Consider the following 19,233-nt stretch of genomic DNA (forward strand, 5'->3'; position numbering starts at 1 on the left):
GGAGGGGGCTAGAACGGCACCTTGCCGCCGCCGCCGCCCACGGCAGGCACCGGAACGTAGGTGTCCAGGACCTCGTCCACCACACGCTGGTAGACCACCGGATTCCACTGCGGGCTGGCATGTGCCGGGCGTGCACCCTCGGTGACGAGCGAATTCGAGACCATGTTGTTCGGAAAGACCTCGGTCCAGCGGGCCCGGGCGGTGTAGTAGTTCACCGTCTCATCGCCCGGGTTTCCGATGAAGGCCAGCTCGGCGTCTCCAATGGCACCCGCGAACGCAGCGGCGTCGTAATGGTAAATGTAGGAGGACTCCGACTGGATCAGGGTGCTCGACGGCGCCAGCGGGGAAAGCTGTTCCAGCGTCTGGTCCACCACCGTGCTCCAGCTGCGCTCGTCCTTGTGCAGGATCCGCTCCCCCAGCTCGTAGCCTCCGCGCAGCGCGCTGGGGATCCGGTAGCCCGCTTCGTAGAGCAGCACTACGCCGCGGATCATGTTCTGGTCCAGGACATCGAAACGCCCGGCCGGGCTTGAGTCCAGGATGACCAGCTCCACCTGCACTCCACGGGCCAGCAGCCGTGCCGCCAGTTCCACGGCCACCATCCCGCCAAAGCTGTGCCCGTAGAAATACACGCGGTTGAGGCGCCGGGTACGGATGTGCCGGAAAACCTCGGCCTCGACCGTGTCCAGGTCAAGGCCCTTGTTGGAATACCCCACTGCCGCCATCTGCCCGCGCCTGGCCAGCGCCGGGCGCAGCGAGTTCACAATCCAGACCGCCTCTTCCCAGCTGGTCTTGTAGCCCGGGAAGAGGAACCACATGGCGCGGGGGAACTCGGAGGCAGCGGCGTCGTCGCGGACCGTGAGGATTTGCAGCTCTTCGCGCTGTTCCTGGATCAGGCGTGTGACAAAAAGGTCGGCGGCCAGCGTCAGGCCGGCGGCGGCCCCAACCAGGAACCGTCGCCGGGAAAAGCGGCCCAGGCTCTCCGCATAGCGGAGGACCTTTGCTGGGTCATCGCTCATGGGCTCGGCGCAACCGGTGTGGGTGTTAGTCGAGGCCGAGCTCGTCCTTGCCGAACGCGAACAGGTACGGCACGCCCGCTTCGGCTTCGATGCGTTCCTTGGCACCGGTGTCCCGGTCCACGATCACTGCGACGGCGACGACGTTGCCACCCGCGTTCCGCACACCCTCCACCGCGGTCAGCGCCGATCCGCCGGTGGTGGATGTGTCCTCCAGGACAACGACGTCGCGGCCCGCCACGTCGGGACCTTCCACCTGGCGGCCCATGCCGTAGGACTTCTGCGCCTTGCGGACCACGAACGCATCAACGGTGCCTCCGCTGCGGGCGGAGGCGTTCATGACGGCGGTTGCGACCGGGTCCGCACCCATGGTCAGGCCCCCGGCACTGGCGAACTGGATACCGGCGGATTCGATCATGTCCAGCATGACTTCACCCACCAGCTGTGAAGCCTCGTGGTGCAGGGTGATGCGGCGCAGGTCGATGTAGTAATCGGCTTCCTTTCCGGAAGAAAGGATCACCTTTCCGCGCACCACGGCCAGTTCCTTGATTAGTTCCAGGAGGCGGGCACGGGACGCGGCGATCTGCGGGGAAGTCATGCCCCAATCCTATCCGAGCACCTCCCTGCGGCCCTTCCGGAGGCCGGGCACGGGCGTCACAGAACGTCCGGCCCCTGCCCCGGCAAACAGTGCGTTGTATAGGCTGAACGCCATGCGCGAACTTCAAGCCGAAATCATTGCCGAAATGGGTGTGCACCCCGCCATTGATCCGGAAGCGGAGATCCGGCGCCGGGTGGACTTCCTCAAGGACTACCTGCACGCATCCCACACCAAGGGGTTTGTGCTGGGCATCAGCGGCGGCGTGGACTCCACGCTGGCCGGCCGCCTGGCCCAGCTGGCCGTCGAGGAACTGAACGCGGAGGGTACGGAGGCGAACTTCATTGCCCTGCGGCTGCCGTACCGGGTACAGCACGACGAAGACGACGCCCAGGCAGCGCTGGAGTTCATCCAGCCCAAGACCTCCTGGACCTACAACATCGGGGACGCGGTGGACGGTTTCGAGAAGGCCTACGCGGCCATGGAAACCGGAAGCCTCAGCGACTTCAACAAGGGCAACATCAAGGCCCGGGTGCGGATGACGGCCCAGTACGCCGTTGGCGGGGAACACAACCTCCTGGTCATCGGCACGGACCACGGAGCCGAATCCGTAACCGGCTTCTTCACCAAGTATGGAGACGGCGGCGCCGACGTCCTGCCCCTGTTCGGGCTCGACAAACGGCAGGTCCGTTCCCTGCTCAGCGCCCTGGGCGCCTCGGACAAGCTTGTTGGCAAGGCACCGACCGCCGACCTGCTCGACGGCGTACCCGGCCAGACGGACGAGACGGAACTGGGCATTACGTACAACCAGATCGACGACTACCTCGAGGGCCGCGAAGTCTCCGACGACGCAGCCGAGAAGATCGAGAAGCGTTACCTGATGACGCGGCACAAGCGGACGACGCCGGTTTCGATTCTTGACGGCTGGTGGAAATAATCCTGTAGGTGGGGCCGATGGCCCCGGGACGGCGGCAACGAAACTCCTTCGCTCGCAGAGCTCGCTTGGAGTATTAAAGCCGCCTAACCCGGGACCACCTGCCCGCTCAGGAAGGCAGTGGCGAGCCGCCTATGAAACCACGGCGTCGGCCGTTTCCAGCTGAATGGTGAAGGTCGCTGCAGTGTCTGACCGCAGTGAGTCGATGTCCTGGCCGGGAGCCATGCGGCGGAGAACCAGGGCGTTGTCGACGACGTCGAAGACGGCACGGTCGGTGATGATGCGGTCCACGACGCCAACGCCGGTGAGCGGAAGATCGCACTGCTGCACAATCTTCGGAGTTCCGTCCTTCGCCGTGTGGTCCGTGATCACAATCACCCGCGGGGTACCGGCCACCAGGTCCATGGCGCCGCCCATCCCTTTGACCAGCTTGCCCGGAATGGTCCAGTTCGCCAGGTCACCGGAGGCGGAGACCTGCAGCGCGCCGAGGATCGCCGTCTGCACGTGGCCTCCGCGGATCATGCCGAAAGACGTTGCCGAGTCGAAGAAGCTGCCGCCTGGAAGCACCGTCACTGTCTGCTTGCCCGCGTTGATCAGGTCGGCATCCTCCTCACCCTCATACGGAAACGGTCCCATGCCCAGCAACCCGTTCTCACTCTGCAGGAAAACGCTCACGCCCGGGGGCAGGTGATTCGCCACCAGCGTGGGAATGCCGATTCCGAGGTTGACGTATTGGCCGTCCTGGAGCTCTGCAGCGGCAAGCGCCGCCATTTCATCACGTGTCCACATGCTCTTATGCCTCCGCCCGGACCCGAACGGTCCGCTGCTCGATGTGCTTTTCAGTGTTTTCCGCGGGCACCACTGCCTGGACAAAGATTCCCGGCGTGTGGATGCGGTCCGGGTCCAGGAAGTCCGGGGTGATCTGCTCGGCCTCGGCAATCGTCATCCGCCCTGCGGCCGCCACCAGCGGATTGAAGTTCTGCGCCGTCATCCGGTACCGGAGATTACCTTCGGCGTCGGCCAGGTGCGCCCGCACCAGGGCAATATCCGCCACGATTCCGCGTTCCAGGATGGCACGCCGTCCGTCGAAGACCGCTTCGGGCTTACCTTCGGCGACGGGGGTTCCCACACCGGTGGGCGTGTAGAAGGCAGGGATGCCGGCGCCGCCGGCACGCAGCCGCTCCGCGAGGGTTCCCTGCGGAACAAACTCCACTTCAAGGTCCCCGGACAGATACTGTTCGGCGAACAGTTTGTTCTCCCCCACGTAGGAACCCAGCACCTTGGAAACCTGCCTGTTCTCCAGCAGCACTCCCAGCCCCTTGCCGTCCACGCCCATGTTGTTGGAGACGATCGTCAGCCCGCTGGCTCCGCTCTCCCGCAGCGCGGTGATTAGGTTGACCGGAATACCGCTGAGGCCAAACCCGCCGACGGCGATGGTCATGCCGTCCCGGACGGTCCCCGCCAGCGCCTCGCCTGCACTGCCTAGGATCTTTCGAGCCATTGACGCGCTCCTCTGCTCATAATGTGGACTGTGCCCCTTCTGGCTCCCGAGGCTAAATAGCAGGGTGTAAGCCGTCAACGAATGCGACAGAAGTGTTCGAATGATGGCCGGAATGCCGCTAAACGTTCATAATGTGGACATGGTTGAGGGAGTCCAAGGTGCGCAGGTTGTCCATCGGCTCGCCGGAGTGCTCCGAACCGTTAGCGCCGCGATGCCTCACGGAATAGCCACCAGCGACGTCGCCCGGACCGCGGCGCTCCCTCGCCCCACCGCGCACCGCCTGCTTGCCTCGCTGGCCGCCGAAGGGTTCCTGGACCATGACCGGCGTTCCGGCCGCTGGCTGCTGGGCCCGGAGCTGTACCTCATGGGATCCGTAGCCGCTGAACGCTACGACATTTCCCCGCTGGCCCGTGAACACGTCCGGGCCCTCGCCGAAGCCACCGGTGAAAGCGCCTTCTTCTCGGTTCGCCGCGGGAATGAGACGGTCTGCCTGCTGCGTGAGGACGGCGCGTTCCCTATCCGCTCCTTCGTCCTTCACGAAGGCAAGAGGTTTCCCCTCGGGGTAGCCTCCGCAGGGCTGGCCATCCTGGCGTTCCTGCCGGAGAAGGCGGTAGAGCAATACCTTGCGACCACTGACCTCGCTGCCGACCACAGTGACAGCCACGGCCCGGACGCGATCCGGTCCAGGGTTCGCGACACCCGCGCCCTTGGTTACGCGGTCAACCCGGGACTGATCGTCAGCGGCAGCTGGGGCATGGGTGCCGCGGTGTTCGATCCTTCCGGGCAGCCGGCCTGGGCGCTGAGTCTCACCGGCATAGCTCCCCGCTTCGCTGACGAGCGCCGCCCGGAACTTGGCCGCCTGCTGCTCCACCATGCCCACGAACTCTCAAGGAAGCTCCGCCCTACCCCGGCCCGGTAGCGCGTTCGAGCTACCCAGGCCGGACGAGAAAGGCGGCACCCAGGAACGTAGGCCCTCCTTGCGCGGATTGGGTAACGTAGCAAGGGTGAAGATTGCTACCTGGAATGTGAACTCCATCCGCGCCCGTGCCGACCGCGTTGAAGCCTGGCTGCAGCGCTCCGACGTCGACGTCCTGGCTATCCAGGAGACCAAGGCCAAGGACGAGAACTTCCCCTGGGAGATGTTCGAAAACAACGGCTACGAGGTGGCGCACTTCGGGCTGAGCCAGTGGAACGGCGTCGCCATCGCCTCGCGCGTGGGGCTCGACGACGTCGAGCGCACTTTCCCGGGCCAGCCGCACTTCGGCAAGACCGAGGAAACCACTGCCGCCGAAGCCCGAGCCATCGGTGCAACCTGCGGCGGTGTGCGGATCTGGAGCCTCTACGTTCCCAACGGCCGCGCCGTGGATGATCCCCACATGCCGTACAAGCTCGAGTGGCTGAAGGTCCTGAAGGAACAGGCCGTGTCCTGGGTTGAGGAAGACCCCAAGCTGAACCTGGCGCTCATGGGCGACTGGAACATCGCCCCGCGGGACGAGGACGTCTGGGACATCGACTGGTTCCGCGCCCAGAACGCCACCCACATCACCGAACCGGAGCGGGCCGCCTTCCAGGCATTCCTGGATTCAGGTTTCCAGGACCTGACCCGCCAGTACACCGAAGGCCCCGGGGTTTACACGTACTGGGATTACACCCAGCTGCGCTTCCCGAAGAAGCAGGGAATGCGGATCGACTTCGCGCTGGGCTCCCCCGCCCTGGCCGCCCGGGTAACCGGTGCCACCATCGACCGGGAGGAACGCAAGGGCAAGGGCGCCTCCGACCACGCGCCCGTGATCGTGGAACTGGACTAGGCATGGCCGGGACACCGGAGGCTACCGTGTGGCGGACGTTCCCGTACGTGTCCTACCTTCGTGCCTACGAACCGCTGGACGCATTCGATGACGCCCAGCAGCTGCGCATCCTGAGCCAGCGCTCCCGTGCCCGCCACGAGACGGAGGTGCTGGAACGCAGCGACGCCGTCCGGCGGCTGGTGCGCGCCGTTTCGGACCCTTTCCCGCACAATTCAACCGACCTGGTCCGGGTGCTGCACCACCCCGGTCCGGACGGGATCACCACGCGGCTTTACTGCCCCAACCAGCTTGCTGTCCGGACATCCCTGGCAGCAGAGTCCCTGGGCGAAACGGTCCACGGGCCGCTGGTGGATGTGCTGCTGCCCGAGGTTGCCAGGGAGGCCCACGCAGCCCGGATCGACCCGGACTCCTTCGCGGATTCACTGGCCAAACTGCATACCCGGTCGGCCACCTGGGGTGTGCCGTTTGGCTGGTTCGTGCTGATGCATGAGGATGACCAGACCGAGGTCATCGAGGAGGACGGCCGGGTACTTACTGTCCGGCTCTCAGCTCCCGTACAGCAGTGCATTGAACGTGCGCGGCACGCCGCGGCAGCCCTGGCACTGGCTGCTCCGGAGCTGGACCTGCTGGACGAACTCACCGACCTCGTCGCGTGGATGGAGGTCTTCTCCCCCGCCGCGGTGCTGGAACTGGACTACGGCCCCGTCGCAGACCTGGTCTACCCGGATGATTCCCCCTCCGACGTGCGGCTGGGCATCGAGTCGCTGGCCGACGGCGATATGACGGGCGCGGCCGCGGCGTACCGGCGGCTCGCCGGACGCTGGATCCCTATCCGGCAGCTGGCCCGCGCCTCCTGACCCGGGGGCAGCGGCAGCCCCCGGCGACCGGTCAGCGGACCCGCTCTTCGCGGCCCAGCCGGTAGCGCCGGCCGGCTTCCAAGCTGATCAGCACGGTTGAGCTGCGGCCCAGCGCGGCATCGAGGGCATCAACGAGGTTGGTGGCGTCTGCCGCCACCAGGTGCGGAGCGGCTCCCTGCCGCGGCACGATCCGCACCCTCAGGCCGTTGCCGTCGGCCATGGTCCAGGTGCTGACTGCCACCGAGCTTACGTCCGGGTCCTTGAGCAGGGCTTCCCGCAGTGCCTGCTCAGGCACTGACCCGCTGATGGCGATCCGGCCGGGGGCGCCGTCTTCGCTGTACTCGGCAACCAGGGTGTCTGCCCGCCCGCGGCCCTGCGCGGCAATCCACAGCACCAGCAATACGGCACAGACAATCATGGCCAGCGCCAGGGCAGGCCAGAGCCAGCTTTGGCGCTGGCCCGGAATGGCCGTGTCATTGAGCAGGCGTCCGCCTTCAGCCATGAAGGCCGGGGCGGTGTCCTGCCACCAGCGTGCGGCAGCGGGGTCGACGCTGAGCAGCACGAGCCCGGCGCCCACGGCAAGCAGCAGCAGGCCGCCGAGTCCCAGGAGAAGACGGTTTAGGGAGCGTGGGGTACGGTTCACTGTCCGATCGCCCCCACGGTGGAGACCAGGACGGTTACGGTCGGCTGCGGCTGGAGTCCGGTCAGTGCCAGTTCGTCCTCCACGGCAGCACGCACGGCGTCCGAATCAACCGGAATCCCGGAGGTGGGCCGCACCCTTACCTCCACCCGCGTCCGGCCTACGGTCACCAGGACCTGGTCCGGGGTAACCCCCGCGGTAAGCCGGGCGCGGCGGGCCAGCGAAGAGGCGAGGACTTCTGCGTCCACGACGACGGCGGCACGCGGGTTGGGGATGGCATAGCGGGCACGGCGTCCCGGCAGGACTGCCATCAGGAAGAACCAGAGTCCGGCGACGAAAATCAGGGCTCCGGCGAGGCCCAGCAACAGGGGGTCGGCGTCGCGCGGCAGGCCCGCCACCCAGTGGGCGAAGGTGGGCGGATCAATCAGCCATTCATCCTGTCCGAGGGACTGCAGCACTGATTCGAGCAGGACATACAAGCAGAAAAGGATGCCGGCGACGGCGGCGATCACGGCTGGCACGGTTCGGGCGGCATGGGTTTCCCGCCGGACTATCCGGCCGGTGGAACCCTCGGTGGGCGGGGCGGCAGTGGTATCGCTCATTTCACCCTGCTCCCTTCCTGCACCCGGATGCCGGTGACCCGGATATCCACGAGGGAGAGGATGGACCCGGTGAGGTAGGTAATGCGCTTAAGCAGTGCGGGCTTGGCCGCGTGGGCCCTGTCCCAGACTGATCCACCGGTGCGAGCCACCAGCCCCGGGTCCTTCACCACTGCCCCCAGCGGCGGCATGGTGACCGGAAGTGCCAGCGAGAGTGCCAGCAGGCCCTGGTCATCGCTCCACGTGACGCGGACTGCCGACGCGGGAACGCCAAAGTGCTGGGCCGCAACTGCCTGCGCGGTGCTGGTCAGCGCCTGGGTGCTGATCCGGTTGTGCCCGGCCAGCGGTACTGCGGCGGGGAGTTTGGTTTCCCCCGGTACGACGGCAGTGCTCATGAGGACGAACGACGCCCGGTGAGCGCGTCCCGCACGCTGCGGAAGTCAACCTTGCCTTCAGCGGCCCGGCCGAAGAAGGCTCCGACGGCGATGAACAATGCCATCAGCAGGAAACCCCAGAAATCGAAGAGAAGAGCCGTGAAAGCCAGCACGGCACCTACGGCCATGCCCACCACTGTCGGTTTCATTGTTCCTGCCTTACTCATTGTCCCGCGCGGGGAGGGATCCGCGCTGGTTGGTCTTTCGAAGCCCGGAAGGTTCAGCATGCCCTAGTCCTGGCCGGCGGCCGGCTGGCGCTTGGCTGTCCGGGGATCCAGCGCTTCCGGGATGTGTACGTCTGCCACCGAAACGTTGACCTCTACGACGTTCAGTCCCACAAGGTCTTCCACGGCTGCATAGACGGCCGAACGCACGGAGTCGGCGAGTGCTGTCAGCGGGATGCCGTAATCAGCCACCAGCGTGATGTCCACGGCGGCCTCGGTTTCACCCACTTCAACGTTCACCCCGGCAGTGGCGCTGCTGTCGGAACCGGCGACGGCGTCCCGCACTGCGCCGAGGGTCCGGCCGGCACCGGTGCCGAGCGCATGGACTCCCGGGACTGCCCGCGCGGCGATAGCAGCTACCTTCGCAACTGCCTGCTCCGCGATGGATGTGCGTCCGCCGGGTTCTTCGCCGGAAGCGGCACCGGACGTGCCGGCAGCAGCTGCTCCGGACAGGTTCGGGGGCACGTCAGGCTGCAGTGCCGGCACGGCAGGGCCGGGTTTTGGGCCGGGGCCGGGCGGCGGGGAAACTGCACCGGGACCCGCCTGGGCCGGCGTCGGGCTCACTGGCTGGTTTCCGGGAGCGGCAGGACCGTTTCCCGGAGTGTTCTGGGCATCTTCCATAAGAGCCAAGCCTAGCCCCTCACCTGCTTCGTTGGGCAGGGAGGACGAGGCTCATCCCATCCTGACGCGGCGCCCGGTAACCTGCGTGGGATCGATCCCCACGAACAGGTTCCGCTGCCCGCCGCCGTAAGGAGCCGTGCTTCGCTTCCCCCAGAGCGTGGTCAGGAGCGAATCGTCCCGAACGGCGTTGGCGGGCCCGCTGACCAGCACGGACCAGCCAGCCATCGCTTCGCCGTCGTGCGCGTCCACCTGGAAGGAAGTGTTCAGGTCCCCCGGCAGCAGGGCCAGTCCGCTGCCTGCACTGGTGCGGAAATACACGTTCTTCTTATGCACCAGGTAGTTCACCGGGAAGACCAGCAGCCTGCCGTCCTGCAGGAACGCGATCCTGCCGGTCTCCTGGCCGCCCAGCAGGGACCAGCACTGGGCCTCGCTCAGCTCCTCGTCTTCGTGCGGGCTGACCGAGTCCCACTGGAACGCTTCACTGCTTGGAATCATCGTTGACCTCCACGTCGTTGGGGTCCCAGTGAATCCGGGAACCGCGGGGAAGGGAAGGGTTCCGGCCCCGCCGGGGAGCGGCGCACCGGGATCAGCCCAGGACTGTTCCGCCGGAGGAGGATTTCGGGTCCGGTAGCTTCAGCATCCGAAAGGACGTCAACAGGCCCAGAACGCCGGCAAGGATCGGGATGGACAGCGCAATCTGCAGGGCAGCCGGCCGCGCCTCGGTGTTGATGCGCAGGATTTCTGCCTGGCTCTCCGCCGGCTGGCCCTGCAGCAGATCCTGGAGCTGGGTATCGCTCAGGAGCTGCGCGTCATCCTCAAGTACCCGGGCCACCTGCTGCTTTTCATTGTCCGGCAGGACCGTGCTGGATTCGGACAGACTGGTGAAGATCAGGGACAGCGCCGCCAGCATGATGCCGCCCGCAAAAGCCAGCCCAAAGGACAGGCCAAAGGACCCTGCAGCGGAGTTCACGCTTGCTGCCTCACTGACCCGTTCGTCGGAGATTGGAGACAGGGTGTAGTTGTTCAGCTGGGAGACCAGCAGCCCCAGCCCGGATCCGGCGATGAGCAGCGGAACAAGCAGCCACCATCCGGAGTCGGCTCGCGGTATCACCGGCAGGAGCAGCACGAGGCCGGCGGCAAGGAGCAGAAACCCCCACCTGATCAGGCCGGCGGGGCGTCGCTTGGCTGCCCGTTTCCCGGCAATCAGTGCGACGGCGAACATGGTCAGGGAGAGCGGTGCGATGGACAGCCCTGATTCCATGGCGTTGTAGCCAAGCACCATCTGCAGGTAGATGGGCAGCACGATCATGGTGCCTCCCAGGGCTATCTGCTGCTGCATTTGCCCCGTGGCACCAAACCGGAAGGGTTTCGACCGGAAAAGGTCCGGGTCCAGCAGGGTGGGCTTTCCCCGGCGCTTGCGCCGGATGAGCCACAGGACCAGCGAGCCCAGTCCAACGGCGCCGGCAGCCAGCAGCGCACCCACGGCTTCGCCGCCCTCCTGCCACACCAGGATGCCCAGCACAATCCCGCCCATCCCCAGGATGGACAGCAGTGATCCGGCCACGTCCAGGGTCCTCGGCCCCTCGTAGGGAACATCGTGGACTAGTTTGATTCCGGCCAGCACCACGGCGATGACGAGGGCCTCCAGCAGGAAGGCCACGCGCCAGGACAGGAATGTGGTGATGAAGCCGCCCAGCAGCGGACCGACCGCTGCCGCAATTGCCGCCGAGGCGCCAACGAGCGCGTAGACCCGCTGCTGCGCGGCTCCCTCGAAATTGCCGTGAATGAGGGATTGGATTGCCGGCAGCAGAAGCGAGGCACCAAGGCCGCCGATCACCGCCCAGAAGAGAATAATCGGCAGCAGGCTCTGTGCCAGGGTCATGGCGACGGCACCGACGGCATAGCAAACCAGCCCAATGATGTAGGCCCGCTTGCGCCCAAACAGATCGCCGATCTTGCCGCCGATCAGGATGAACGCTGCAGACACCAGCGCCTCCAGGGCGATCGTCGACTGCAGTCCGCTGACCGTCGCGCCGACGTCGTGCACCACGGCGGAGATCGAGACGTTCATGATCGAGGTATCGACCACAAGCACGAACATGGCCATGGCCAGCAGCAGTGCCAGCCGCCCGTTGAAGGGCGCCTCACCGGGTCCGCCGCCAGGCGCCGGACTCATGAGCCGTTTCCTTCCGGACCGGGTATGACCGGGCTGGCCTTCAAACCGGGCATCTCGCTCCTCTGACGGCCGTGCGCGGGCCGGCCGGCGGTTTGGTCCCCCACCTGCATGCAACCACAGCCCCAGCCGGGAAGGAAGGAGAAACCAAGACTCGTCCCGGGCAAAGAAAAACCCCGCACTCATCGAGTACGGGGTTTTAGCTGGTGGCTCCGACCGGCGTCGATCCGGTGACCTTTCGATTTTCAGTCGAACGCTCTACCAACTGAGCTACAGAGCCGGGCATCATCGAAGAGATGATCACCGAGATCTTCCAAATCGCTTCAGAAAATCTGAGCGACCCTGACGGGACTTGAACCCGCGACCTCCGCCGTGACAGGGCGGCGCGCTAACCAACTGCGCTACAGGGCCTTGCTTTTCACGAGTGTAAACTCTACCAGCTTTTCAGCGGTGCGATTACCACTCTCGTGAGTACCCCCAACGGGATTCGAACCCGTGCCGCCGCCGTGAAAGGGCGGTGTCCTAGGCCGCTAGACGATGGGGGCTCAGAACACGCAGCTTTCAACTTGGCTGGCACCGAAAACTTCCCGGCTCCAGTCGTGTTTCCCGGCTGCGGACTTATAAAACTATAGGGCCTATTCGCGCGATCTTCAAAATCGGGTTCCGGGCGCCCCCGGCTAGAGTGGAAATGTGCCGATCGAGATGAGCCCCGATGACTTCGAAGCCGCCGTCGACGACGCCCTGGACTCCATCCCGGAGGACCTGGCCAAGGCGATGAACAACGTGGCTGTCTTCATCGAGGACGAGTACATTCCCGGCCCGCACGAAGACCCGGAGACTGAACTGCTGGGCCTGTATGACGGCACGCCGCTGACCGAGCGCGACTCGTGGTGGGGAGCGGGCTCCCTCCCGGACCGGATTGTCATTTTCAGCGGTCCGCTGACCCGCATGTGTGAAAGCAGGGAAGAACTGGTTGACGAAATCCGCATCACCGTCATCCACGAGGTGGCCCACCACTTCGGCATCGACGACGCCCGGCTGCACGAACTGGGCTGGGGCTAGCTAGCCTGTAGGTATGGGCGATCATTCCGGCCACAGCCATGGCCTGCCGTCAGGCACAGCCACCGGCAGGCACCGCCGCAAGCTGCTGGCAGTTTTCCTCATCACCATCACGGTGGTGGTCATCCAGGCAGCCGGGGCGCTGATCTCCGGCTCCCTGGCCCTGCTTGCCGACGCCGGGCACATGCTTTCCGACGCCGCCGGGGTTTCCATCGCGCTGCTGGCCGCATGGATTGCAGGCCGGCCGGCAACATCGAAACGGACCTACGGCTACCAGCGGGCGGAGGTCCTGGCCGCGCTGGCCAACGCCGTGCTGCTAATCGTGATCGCCGTCGTCATCTTCACCGAAGCGGTCCGCAGGATCGGAGACGCTCCGGAGGTCCATACCGGGATCATGCTCTTCGCGGCGATCGTGGGCGGGCTTGCCAACCTGGTTTCGCTGCTGATCCTGCACTCGGGACGCAAGGAGAGCCTGAATGTGCGCGGCGCGTACCTGGAGGTACTTGGGGACCTGCTGGGTTCGGCCGCGGTGGTGGTCTCCGCCGTCGTCATCATCCTGACCGGTTACCAGCAGGCCGATGTCTGGGCTTCGTTCCTGATTGCGGCGATGATCCTGCCGCGCGCCTGGTCGCTGCTGCGCGAAGTAATCGATGTGCTGCTCGAAGCCACGCCGCAGGGGGTGGATGTGGAGATGATCCGCGAACACATAGTCCGGGTGGACGGCGTCCAGGACGCCCACGACATCCACATCTGGACCATCACCTCCGGGGTTCCGGTGTTCTCCGCCCATGTTGTGGTGGATGAGGAGTACCTCACACCGCACGGGATGGACACCATTCTGGACCGGCTCTCGAACTGCCTTTCAAGCCACTTCGACACCGAGCACTGCACGTTCCAGCTCGAACCGGAACGGCATGCCGTCCACGAAGGCGAACGGCACGCCTGAGCCAGGTCCTACTCTTCGGCCATCGGGCCGAACTTCGCCCGGTCCGCCAATCGGGGATCGTCGTAGTCGGGAACCACCATGACGGGGCCCTTCGCGTGGTGCAGCACGCTCTGGCTGGTTGAGCCCAGCAGCATGCCGGCGAACCCGCCCCGGCCACGCGTGCCAAGCACCACCAGTTCAACGTTGGCGGTGCGGCCCACCATGATTTCCGCAGGCGGACCGTCGACCAGCTCTACGGACATCTCCACGTCCGGGAAGTGGCTCTGCAGCCAGTTCCGGCCGGCGGTCAGCTGCTCCATCAGTTCCGCATGCAGCGCATCGACGTCCAGCGGGGCCGGAACCCAGGCCAGCGAACCGCTGAACGGAGGAAGTGCACAGACAATGCGCAGCGGCAGCCCAGTGCTGCGGGCCTGCTCGGCAGCCACCAGGGAGGCGGCACGTCCCTGCTCGGAACCGTCAACGCCGACGACGACCGCTTGGTGCACGTCGTCCGTCACCGGGGAGCCTGCGGGGGCCGAAACACCGGATTCGGGCAGCCGGCCGGCGGTCCGAAGCGGAACAATGACAGTGGGGCATTTGGCGTGGGCGGGCAGGGCACTGGACACGGACCCAAGCAGCCGCCCAACGAATCCACCCCGGCCGCGGGACCCGACCACCATGAGTTCTGCGTCTTGGGATAGTTCAAGGAGCACTGCGGCGGCGTCTCCGCTCTCCACCCGGGACATGACTTCGAGTCCCGGCTGGGAGATACGCGCCAGGGCTTTTTCCTGGACGGAGCGGGCGCCGTCGCGAATCACTGCGTCGTCGACGGCGGTGTACCCGGCGTCCATGGAGGACGCCGCGAAGATGGGAACCGTGTAGGCCGTCACCACGTGCAGCGGGACATTCCGGCGGCGCGCTTCCCTGGCGGCCCAGGTGAGGGCGCAGATGCTCTGGTCCGAACCATCCACACCGACCACGATTCCGGAGCGGACCGGGTCCGCCTCAAACTCAGCATCGAACACAATCGGCTCCCTTCGGGTGCACACAACCACCTTTGGCTGCGCTCCTATTGAAAGCCTACCCGCGAAGGTTCCCGAGCGGTGGTACATGTTTCGGCGCGGACCTGCGCATTAAAAGCTCGGGGCACCGCAGGACTAATATCGAAACTGGTGCTTTCGCACATCCCCGAGCCACAACACTCACTCAGAGGAAAACAGTCATGCTCAAGCAAGGTTCAAGACTGGACCGGTATTTCGAAATCTCCAAGCGGGGCTCCACAGTTGGAACGGAGATCCGCGGAGGTCTGGCCACATTCTTCGCCATGAGCTACATCGTGGTCCTGAACCCGCTGATCCTCGGAGGAGAAGACGGTGCCGGCAACGTCCTGGGTGCACCTGCGGTCGCCGCGGCCACAGCACTGGTTGCCGGTGTCCTGACCATCATCATGGGCGCGTGGGCCAAGCACCCGTTTGCCCTGGCCACCGGGCTGGGCGTCAACGCGTTCGTCGCCGTCACCGTTGCCACGACCGATGACCTCACCTGGCCCGATGTGATGGGTTTGGTAGTCCTGGCTGGCATCACGATGCTTATCCTGGTGCTGACCGGGTTCCGGACAGCGGTCTTCAGGGCTGTTCCGGCGAGCCTCAAGACCGCCATCGTTGTGGGCATTGGGCTCTTCATTGCGCTGCTCGGATTCGTCAACGCCGGTTTTGTCCGCCGCGTCCCGGACGCCGCCGGCACCACTGTTCCTGTGGAGCTTGGCTCCGGCGGAGACCTGCTGGGCTGGCCGACCTTCGTGTTCGTTTTTGGCCTGATCCTCACCATCGTGCTCATGGCCCGCAAGGTTCGCGGCGCCATCCTTATTGGCATCCTGTCGTCCACGGCGCTGGCCGTGATCATTGAAACCGTTGCCGCCCCCGGCAGCCAGGGCGCAGGCGTAGCAACCGGCTGGTCCCTGGTCACCCCAAGCATGCCGCAGTGGGGCGCCCCCGATCTTTCCCTGATCGGCAACTTCAGCCTCTTCGGGTCCTTTGAGACGATGGGCATCATCGGTGCGTCGCTGCTGGCCTTCGTGATCCTGCTCAGCATCTTCTTTGATGCCATGGGAACCATGGTGGGTCTCTCCACCGGCGCCGGAAGCATCGACAAGGACGGCAATATCCCCAACGTTGACCGTGTGCTGCTTGTTGACGCAGCCGGCGCGATCGCCGGCGGCGGTGCCAGCGTCTCCTCCAACCAGCTGTTCGTTGAATCAGGCGCCGGCATCGGCGAAGGCGCCCGCACCGGTCTGGCATCGATCGTCACCGGCCTGCTGTTTATCGCAGCCATGTTCCTGACCCCGCTGATCTACCTGGTGCCGTTCGAAGCAGTGGCACCGGCACTCGTCGTCGTGGGTTACCTGATGACCACCCAGGTGGCGAAGATCGATTGGTCGGACATCGGACTGGCTTTGCCGTCCTTCCTGACCATCGTGCTGATGCCCTTTACCTACTCCATCGCCAACGGCCTGGGAGCCGGCTTCGTTTCCTACGTGATCATCCGCACCGTGCAGGGCCGGGCCCGGGAAGTCCACCCGGTGATGTGGATTGTCGCCTTGGCGTTCGCCGTCTTCTTCTGCGTTGGCCCGATCGAAGCTGCCCTGGGCGTCTAGACCCTTATCTCCCCAGCTGCATCAGGGAAGTGCCCCCTCCGGACGGAGGGGGCACTTCCCTTTTACGGCCCGGCCTTGTCTGCGGTTACTCCCGCTGTCTCGGCGTCGCGGATCACCTGGGACCCGCGGCCGAAGGACCGGACCTTCGCGTCCTCCCACAGGTGGGCCGGCATCGCCCCGCCCAGCAGCGTGCGCGGCAGCGAGGCGTCCTCGGCGAAGGGAACGTCCGAACCGGCAATGATGATGTTTCCGTAGCGCCTGCCCTTGAGCATGGCGGGGTCCGCAATGATGGCGGTGTGGCGGAAGGCTGACGCGATGGTTGCTGCTTCGCGGCGGGCTGTCTTGAGGTCAGGAGCGTCGCCGCAGTTGACCACGTAGAGTCCGTCCGCCGCCAGGACGCGCTTCGCGTGCGCCAGGAACTCCGCAGAGGTCAGCGGGGCCGGAGTCTTGTCCCCGGCGAAGACGTCGCGGATGATCAGGTCCCGGCTGTCCTCGCTGAGGGATTCGGTGACCTCCCGGGCTTCACCCACGCGCAGCCGCATCAGCGGGGCGCGGGGAAGGTCGAACCAGCCGCGCACCAGTTCCGCGAGTTTCCCGTCCAGTTCGACGACGACCTGCCGGGCACCGGGATACACGTCCGCGAAGTAGCGGGCCATGGAACATGCTCCTCCGCCCAGGTGCAGTGCACGCAGCCTGGCATCTGCCGGGAACCTGGATTCCACGAGGGCCGCGATCCACCGCATGTACTCGAAATCCAGCTCCCGCGGGTTCGCCAGATCGATGTGCGAGGAGTGCACGCCGTTGATTTTCAGGAGCCAGCCGGTGGAGGAGAACTGGTCCGGCAGCAGTTCGCAGGTTCCCGTGTCGATCTCATAACGGCCTGCTACCGGCCCGCTTCCGGGTACGGGTTCTTCCGGCTTGCTCTTGCCGGGGCGCTGGCGGCCCATCAGTTGGCTGCCGGGGAAACATGGGTAGAGCTCATGGTTCCAGCTTAGGCTTCAGCTGCCCGCCGGAAGTTCCCCTCCCCGGGCGCCCGGGTCCGGCCTGACAAGAAGGTGCCGCCTTCCGCGGCGGCTTCTCCGGGCGCTGCGTTGGAGCTAGGAGTGTCCGCGATATTCGTCTTCGGCTGCCAGCACCTGTTCCAGCCGCTCAACCTTGCCGGCCAGCTCCCCGGTATGGCCGGGGCGGATGTCCGCCTTGAGCACCAGGGATACCCGGCTTCCGTACCGGCCCACCGCTTCAGTGGCGCGGCGAACCACCTCCATGACTTCGTCCCATTCACCCTCAATCGTGGTGAACATGGCGTCCGTGCGGTTCGGCAGGCCGGACTGGCGGACGATTTTCACGGCGGCGGCAACGGCGTCGTGCACTGAAGCATCAGCAGAAGGACCGCTGGGACCTGTTTCGGGTCCAACACCGGACGGGGCAACGGAGAAGGCTACTAGCATGCGCCCAGTCTGCCACTGGAAGCGGCGAACCTGAACCGTTGCCCGACGCGGCGCGGCGCGGGAGAACTACTGTTTGGGCTGCTCCTGCGGCGTAACCGCGGTGGCTCCGCCGGCCGGCAGCGGCTGGGCGTTCTTCGGGTTCAGCCGGGAACGGCGCTGGCCGTAGATGAAGTACAGCACAAAGCCGAATGCCAGCCAGAACATGAAGTAGATCCAGGTTTCAACGGACAGGTTGGTCATCAGGTACAGGCACAACAGGGCGGAGAGCACCGGAAGCACCGGGCCGAACGGCACCCGGAAGGCGGGCTTGAGGTCCGGGCGCTTACGGCGCAGCACCAGCACTCCGGCGCTGACGACGACGAATGCCGAGAGCGTGCCGATGTTGATCATTTCCTCGAGCAGGTCCACCTGGGTGAAGCCGGCAACCAGAGCAACCAGGACGCCGCACAGGATCTGCAGGCGGGCCGGTGTGGCGTGCTTGGAGCTGGTCCGGGACAGTGAGCGGGGCAGCAGTCCGTCGCGGGACATGGCCAACACCACACGGGCCAGACCCATCAGCAGCACCATGATCACGGTGGTGAGTCCAATCAGCGACCCAATGGCAATTACCTGCGCGGCACCGGTGTTGCCCACCAGGCTGAAGGCCGTAGCCAGGTTGGGTGCCTCAACCGATGCAAGCTCCGTGTAGGAGACCATGCCGGTCAGCGCCAGGGAGACGCCGATGTACAGGGCGGTCACCACGGCCAGGCCGGCGAAAATGCCGCGGGGCAGGGTGCGTCCGGGGTTCTTGACCTCCTCTGCGGAGGTGGCTACGACGTCGAACCCGATGAAGGCGAAGAACACCACGGCAGCGCCGGCGAAGACGCCCAGTACGCCGTACTGGGCCGGGGCTGCGCCGGTCATGAAGGAGAACAGCGACTGGGCCATGACGCCTTCGCTGCCGGCAGATGCGGTGGAAACCGGGTCCGGAATGAACGGGGTGTAGTTCTCGAAGTCGATGTAGAAGAACCCGACCACGATCACGAAAAGCACGACGCCGATCTTGATCAGGGTGAAGATGTTGCCGACGCGGGCGGAGAGCTTAGTGCCCATCACGAGCAGCACGGTGAAGAGGGCCACGATCAGGAACGGACCCCAGGTCATGTCCACCGGGCCGAGGGAAATGGTGGGCGGAATGTCCCAGCCGATCAGCGCAAAGACCTCACTGAGGTAGATCCCCCAGTACTTGGCGATGACAGCCGCGGCCGTGAAGAGTTCCAGGATGAGGTTCCAGCCGATAATCCAGGCGATCAGCTCCCCCATGGTGGCGTACGTGAAGACGTATGCAGACCCGGCAACCGGGATCGCCGTGGCGAATTCCGCGTAGCACATGATCGCCAGGGCACAGGTGACGGCAGCCAGGATGAAGGACAGCGTGACGGCCGGACCGGAGAACTCAGCCGCGGCTTTGGCACCAACGGAGAAAATGCCGGCGCCTACGGCCACGGCGACGCCCATGATCATAAGGTCCCAGGTGGTCAGGGACCTTTTGAGCCGCCTCCCCTCCTCGTCTGCATCTGCCAGTGATTGCTCAATCGGCTTGGTACGGAACAGGCTCACTTGCTTGGGTCCTTGCTGTGGGGGGATGCCAGGAACGGTCATAAGAAGGCCGCGGGTACAAGTGTAAACACAGGCTGCTGGCTATGTGCAGTTGGCTTTGCAAGTATGGATTAGGCCCGCCTGCGCGCGGGCGCCTTCCTAGAGAACGGA

22 protein-coding genes and 3 tRNA genes are annotated in these 19,233 nt (G+C 65.5%); 7 read left to right on the top strand and 18 right to left on the bottom strand.

Features of this window, described 5'->3' with window-relative positions; translation table 11 throughout:
- Positions 1–8 precede the first annotated feature (8 nt).
- Entirely contained in the window at positions 9–1,016 is a 1,008-nt protein-coding gene (locus tag ABFX29_RS03410; RefSeq protein WP_152224848.1) for an alpha/beta fold hydrolase, read from the bottom strand.
- A 25-nt stretch (positions 1,017–1,041) separates the two neighbouring features.
- Complete coding sequence (gene pyrE, locus ABFX29_RS03415; RefSeq protein ID WP_152224850.1) at positions 1,042–1,611, bottom strand: orotate phosphoribosyltransferase; 570 nt, start codon at positions 1,609–1,611, stop codon at positions 1,042–1,044.
- A gap of 112 nt (positions 1,612–1,723) precedes the next feature.
- Between pyrE and nadE the strand changes: the two genes are divergently transcribed.
- Entirely contained in the window at positions 1,724–2,545 is an 822-nt protein-coding gene (gene nadE / locus ABFX29_RS03420; RefSeq protein WP_152224852.1) for an ammonia-dependent NAD(+) synthetase, read from the top strand.
- Positions 2,546–2,674: 129 nt separating this feature from the next.
- Here the strand turns inward: nadE and ABFX29_RS03425 are convergent, their stop codons facing one another.
- Both ABFX29_RS03425 and ABFX29_RS03430 read right to left on the bottom strand, forming a co-directional pair.
- Positions 2,675–3,331 (bottom strand): CoA transferase subunit B, encoded by a 657-nt coding sequence (locus ABFX29_RS03425; protein ID WP_152224854.1) that lies wholly within the window; start codon positions 3,329–3,331, stop codon positions 2,675–2,677.
- Between the two features lie 4 nt (positions 3,332–3,335).
- On the bottom strand, positions 3,336–4,043 hold the full coding sequence (locus ABFX29_RS03430) for a CoA transferase subunit A (RefSeq protein WP_152224856.1): 708 nt from the start codon (positions 4,041–4,043) through the stop codon (positions 3,336–3,338).
- A 139-nt stretch (positions 4,044–4,182) separates the two neighbouring features.
- Here ABFX29_RS03430 and ABFX29_RS03435 point away from each other — a divergent pair, with 139 nt between their 5' ends.
- The 3 genes from ABFX29_RS03435 to ABFX29_RS03445 all read left to right on the top strand — a co-directional run bounded on the left by ABFX29_RS03435 (position 4,183) and on the right by ABFX29_RS03445 (position 6,708).
- Positions 4,183–4,962, top strand: a complete 780-nt coding sequence (locus ABFX29_RS03435) for an IclR family transcriptional regulator (protein WP_152224859.1) — start codon at positions 4,183–4,185, stop codon at positions 4,960–4,962.
- A gap of 85 nt (positions 4,963–5,047) precedes the next feature.
- On the top strand, positions 5,048–5,851 hold the full coding sequence (locus ABFX29_RS03440) for an exodeoxyribonuclease III (protein ID WP_152224861.1): 804 nt from the start codon (positions 5,048–5,050) through the stop codon (positions 5,849–5,851).
- A 2-nt stretch (positions 5,852–5,853) separates the two neighbouring features.
- Complete coding sequence (locus ABFX29_RS03445) at positions 5,854–6,708, top strand: DUF8083 family protein (protein WP_152224863.1); 855 nt, start codon at positions 5,854–5,856, stop codon at positions 6,706–6,708.
- A 31-nt stretch (positions 6,709–6,739) separates the two neighbouring features.
- Here ABFX29_RS03445 and ABFX29_RS03450 read toward each other — a convergent pair whose 3' ends face one another.
- The 10 genes from ABFX29_RS03450 to ABFX29_RS03495 all read right to left on the bottom strand — a co-directional run bounded on the left by ABFX29_RS03450 (position 6,740) and on the right by ABFX29_RS03495 (position 11,944).
- Positions 6,740–7,351, bottom strand: a complete 612-nt coding sequence (locus ABFX29_RS03450) for a hypothetical protein (protein WP_152224864.1) — start codon at positions 7,349–7,351, stop codon at positions 6,740–6,742.
- Positions 7,348–7,950 carry a DUF6286 domain-containing protein gene (locus ABFX29_RS03455; RefSeq protein WP_152224866.1) on the bottom strand — a complete coding sequence of 201 codons (603 nt, stop codon included), beginning with the start codon at positions 7,948–7,950 and terminating at the stop codon, positions 7,348–7,350. The genes ABFX29_RS03450 and ABFX29_RS03455 overlap by 4 nt, the downstream gene beginning before the upstream one ends.
- Positions 7,947–8,342, bottom strand: a complete 396-nt coding sequence (locus tag ABFX29_RS03460; RefSeq protein WP_152224868.1) for a hypothetical protein — start codon at positions 8,340–8,342, stop codon at positions 7,947–7,949. Before ABFX29_RS03460 ends, ABFX29_RS03455 begins: the two co-directional genes overlap by 4 nt.
- Positions 8,339–8,530 carry a DUF2273 domain-containing protein gene (locus ABFX29_RS03465; RefSeq protein WP_152224870.1) on the bottom strand — a complete coding sequence of 64 codons (192 nt, stop codon included), beginning with the start codon at positions 8,528–8,530 and terminating at the stop codon, positions 8,339–8,341. Before ABFX29_RS03465 ends, ABFX29_RS03460 begins: the two co-directional genes overlap by 4 nt.
- An 81-nt stretch (positions 8,531–8,611) precedes the next feature.
- Positions 8,612–9,070, bottom strand: coding sequence for an Asp23/Gls24 family envelope stress response protein (locus ABFX29_RS03470; protein ID WP_400485361.1), 459 nt, complete (start codon positions 9,068–9,070; stop codon positions 8,612–8,614).
- A 207-nt stretch (positions 9,071–9,277) separates the two neighbouring features.
- Positions 9,278–9,721 (bottom strand): pyridoxamine 5'-phosphate oxidase family protein, encoded by a 444-nt coding sequence (locus ABFX29_RS03475; RefSeq protein ID WP_152224874.1) that lies wholly within the window; start codon positions 9,719–9,721, stop codon positions 9,278–9,280.
- A gap of 91 nt (positions 9,722–9,812) precedes the next feature.
- Positions 9,813–11,402, bottom strand: a complete 1,590-nt coding sequence (locus ABFX29_RS03480; protein WP_152224877.1) for an MFS transporter — start codon at positions 11,400–11,402, stop codon at positions 9,813–9,815.
- A 201-nt stretch (positions 11,403–11,603) separates the two neighbouring features.
- Positions 11,604–11,679: transfer RNA gene (locus tag ABFX29_RS03485), tRNA-Phe, on the bottom strand.
- A gap of 57 nt (positions 11,680–11,736) precedes the next feature.
- Positions 11,737–11,810: transfer RNA gene (locus ABFX29_RS03490), tRNA-Asp, on the bottom strand.
- A gap of 61 nt (positions 11,811–11,871) precedes the next feature.
- Positions 11,872–11,944 (bottom strand) — tRNA-Glu (locus ABFX29_RS03495).
- 157 nt (positions 11,945–12,101) lie between these two features.
- On the opposite strand from ABFX29_RS03495, the gene ABFX29_RS03500 reads away from it, so the two are divergent.
- Together ABFX29_RS03500 and ABFX29_RS03505 are read left to right on the top strand one after the other, a co-directional pair.
- Positions 12,102–12,461: a metallopeptidase family protein gene (locus tag ABFX29_RS03500; RefSeq protein ID WP_152224898.1), complete on the top strand. Its 360-nt coding sequence runs from the start codon at positions 12,102–12,104 to the stop codon at positions 12,459–12,461.
- 13 nt (positions 12,462–12,474) lie between these two features.
- The gene (locus ABFX29_RS03505) at positions 12,475–13,404 is read left to right on the top strand and encodes a cation diffusion facilitator family transporter (protein ID WP_152224879.1); all 930 of its coding nucleotides are present in this window, start codon (positions 12,475–12,477) and stop codon (positions 13,402–13,404) included.
- Between the two features lie 8 nt (positions 13,405–13,412).
- On the opposite strand, the gene ABFX29_RS03510 is transcribed toward ABFX29_RS03505, so the two are convergent.
- The gene (locus ABFX29_RS03510) at positions 13,413–14,408 is read right to left on the bottom strand and encodes a universal stress protein (RefSeq protein WP_246167172.1); all 996 of its coding nucleotides are present in this window, start codon (positions 14,406–14,408) and stop codon (positions 13,413–13,415) included.
- Positions 14,409–14,605: 197 nt separating this feature from the next.
- Between ABFX29_RS03510 and ABFX29_RS03515 the strand changes: the two genes are divergently transcribed.
- On the top strand, positions 14,606–16,036 hold the full coding sequence (locus tag ABFX29_RS03515; RefSeq protein WP_152224883.1) for an NCS2 family permease: 1,431 nt from the start codon (positions 14,606–14,608) through the stop codon (positions 16,034–16,036).
- Positions 16,037–16,098: 62 nt separating this feature from the next.
- Here the strand turns inward: ABFX29_RS03515 and ABFX29_RS03520 are convergent, their stop codons facing one another.
- The 3 genes from ABFX29_RS03520 to ABFX29_RS03530 form a co-directional block, all read right to left on the bottom strand.
- Positions 16,099–16,983 (bottom strand): spermidine synthase, encoded by an 885-nt coding sequence (locus ABFX29_RS03520; RefSeq protein ID WP_152224901.1) that lies wholly within the window; start codon positions 16,981–16,983, stop codon positions 16,099–16,101.
- A 150-nt stretch (positions 16,984–17,133) separates the two neighbouring features.
- Positions 17,134–17,484, bottom strand: a complete 351-nt coding sequence (locus ABFX29_RS03525; RefSeq protein ID WP_152224903.1) for a thiamine-binding protein — start codon at positions 17,482–17,484, stop codon at positions 17,134–17,136.
- Between the two features lie 66 nt (positions 17,485–17,550).
- On the bottom strand, positions 17,551–19,083 hold the full coding sequence (locus ABFX29_RS03530; RefSeq protein ID WP_152224905.1) for an amino acid permease: 1,533 nt from the start codon (positions 19,081–19,083) through the stop codon (positions 17,551–17,553).
- Positions 19,084–19,233: the final 150 nt, after the last annotated feature.

Source organism: Arthrobacter gandavensis, assembly GCF_039528575.1.
GTDB lineage: Bacteria > Actinomycetota > Actinomycetes > Actinomycetales > Micrococcaceae > Arthrobacter_B > Arthrobacter_B citreus_B.

Coding starts and splice junctions, on each gene's coding strand:
- ABFX29_RS03465 (WP_152224870.1), bottom strand. CDS start 8,530: ATGAAACCGACAGTGGTGGGCATGGCCGTAGGTGCCGTGCTGGCTTTC.
- ABFX29_RS03505 (WP_152224879.1), top strand. CDS start 12,475: ATGGGCGATCATTCCGGCCACAGCCATGGCCTGCCGTCAGGCACAGCC.
- ABFX29_RS03455 (WP_152224866.1), bottom strand. CDS start 7,950: ATGAGCGATACCACTGCCGCCCCGCCCACCGAGGGTTCCACCGGCCGG.
- ABFX29_RS03435 (WP_152224859.1), top strand. CDS start 4,183: ATGGTTGAGGGAGTCCAAGGTGCGCAGGTTGTCCATCGGCTCGCCGGA.
- ABFX29_RS03515 (WP_152224883.1), top strand. CDS start 14,606: ATGCTCAAGCAAGGTTCAAGACTGGACCGGTATTTCGAAATCTCCAAG.
- ABFX29_RS03410 (WP_152224848.1), bottom strand. CDS start 1,016: ATGAGCGATGACCCAGCAAAGGTCCTCCGCTATGCGGAGAGCCTGGGC.
- ABFX29_RS03430 (WP_152224856.1), bottom strand. CDS start 4,043: ATGGCTCGAAAGATCCTAGGCAGTGCAGGCGAGGCGCTGGCGGGGACC.
- ABFX29_RS03480 (WP_152224877.1), bottom strand. CDS start 11,402: ATGAGTCCGGCGCCTGGCGGCGGACCCGGTGAGGCGCCCTTCAACGGG.
- ABFX29_RS03500 (WP_152224898.1), top strand. CDS start 12,102: ATGAGCCCCGATGACTTCGAAGCCGCCGTCGACGACGCCCTGGACTCC.
- nadE (WP_152224852.1), top strand. CDS start 1,724: ATGCGCGAACTTCAAGCCGAAATCATTGCCGAAATGGGTGTGCACCCC.
- ABFX29_RS03520 (WP_152224901.1), bottom strand. CDS start 16,983: ATGGGCCGCCAGCGCCCCGGCAAGAGCAAGCCGGAAGAACCCGTACCC.
- pyrE (WP_152224850.1), bottom strand. CDS start 1,611: ATGACTTCCCCGCAGATCGCCGCGTCCCGTGCCCGCCTCCTGGAACTA.
- ABFX29_RS03425 (WP_152224854.1), bottom strand. CDS start 3,331: ATGTGGACACGTGATGAAATGGCGGCGCTTGCCGCTGCAGAGCTCCAG.
- ABFX29_RS03445 (WP_152224863.1), top strand. CDS start 5,854: ATGGCCGGGACACCGGAGGCTACCGTGTGGCGGACGTTCCCGTACGTG.
- ABFX29_RS03475 (WP_152224874.1), bottom strand. CDS start 9,721: ATGATTCCAAGCAGTGAAGCGTTCCAGTGGGACTCGGTCAGCCCGCAC.
- ABFX29_RS03460 (WP_152224868.1), bottom strand. CDS start 8,342: ATGAGCACTGCCGTCGTACCGGGGGAAACCAAACTCCCCGCCGCAGTA.
- ABFX29_RS03525 (WP_152224903.1), bottom strand. CDS start 17,484: ATGCTAGTAGCCTTCTCCGTTGCCCCGTCCGGTGTTGGACCCGAAACA.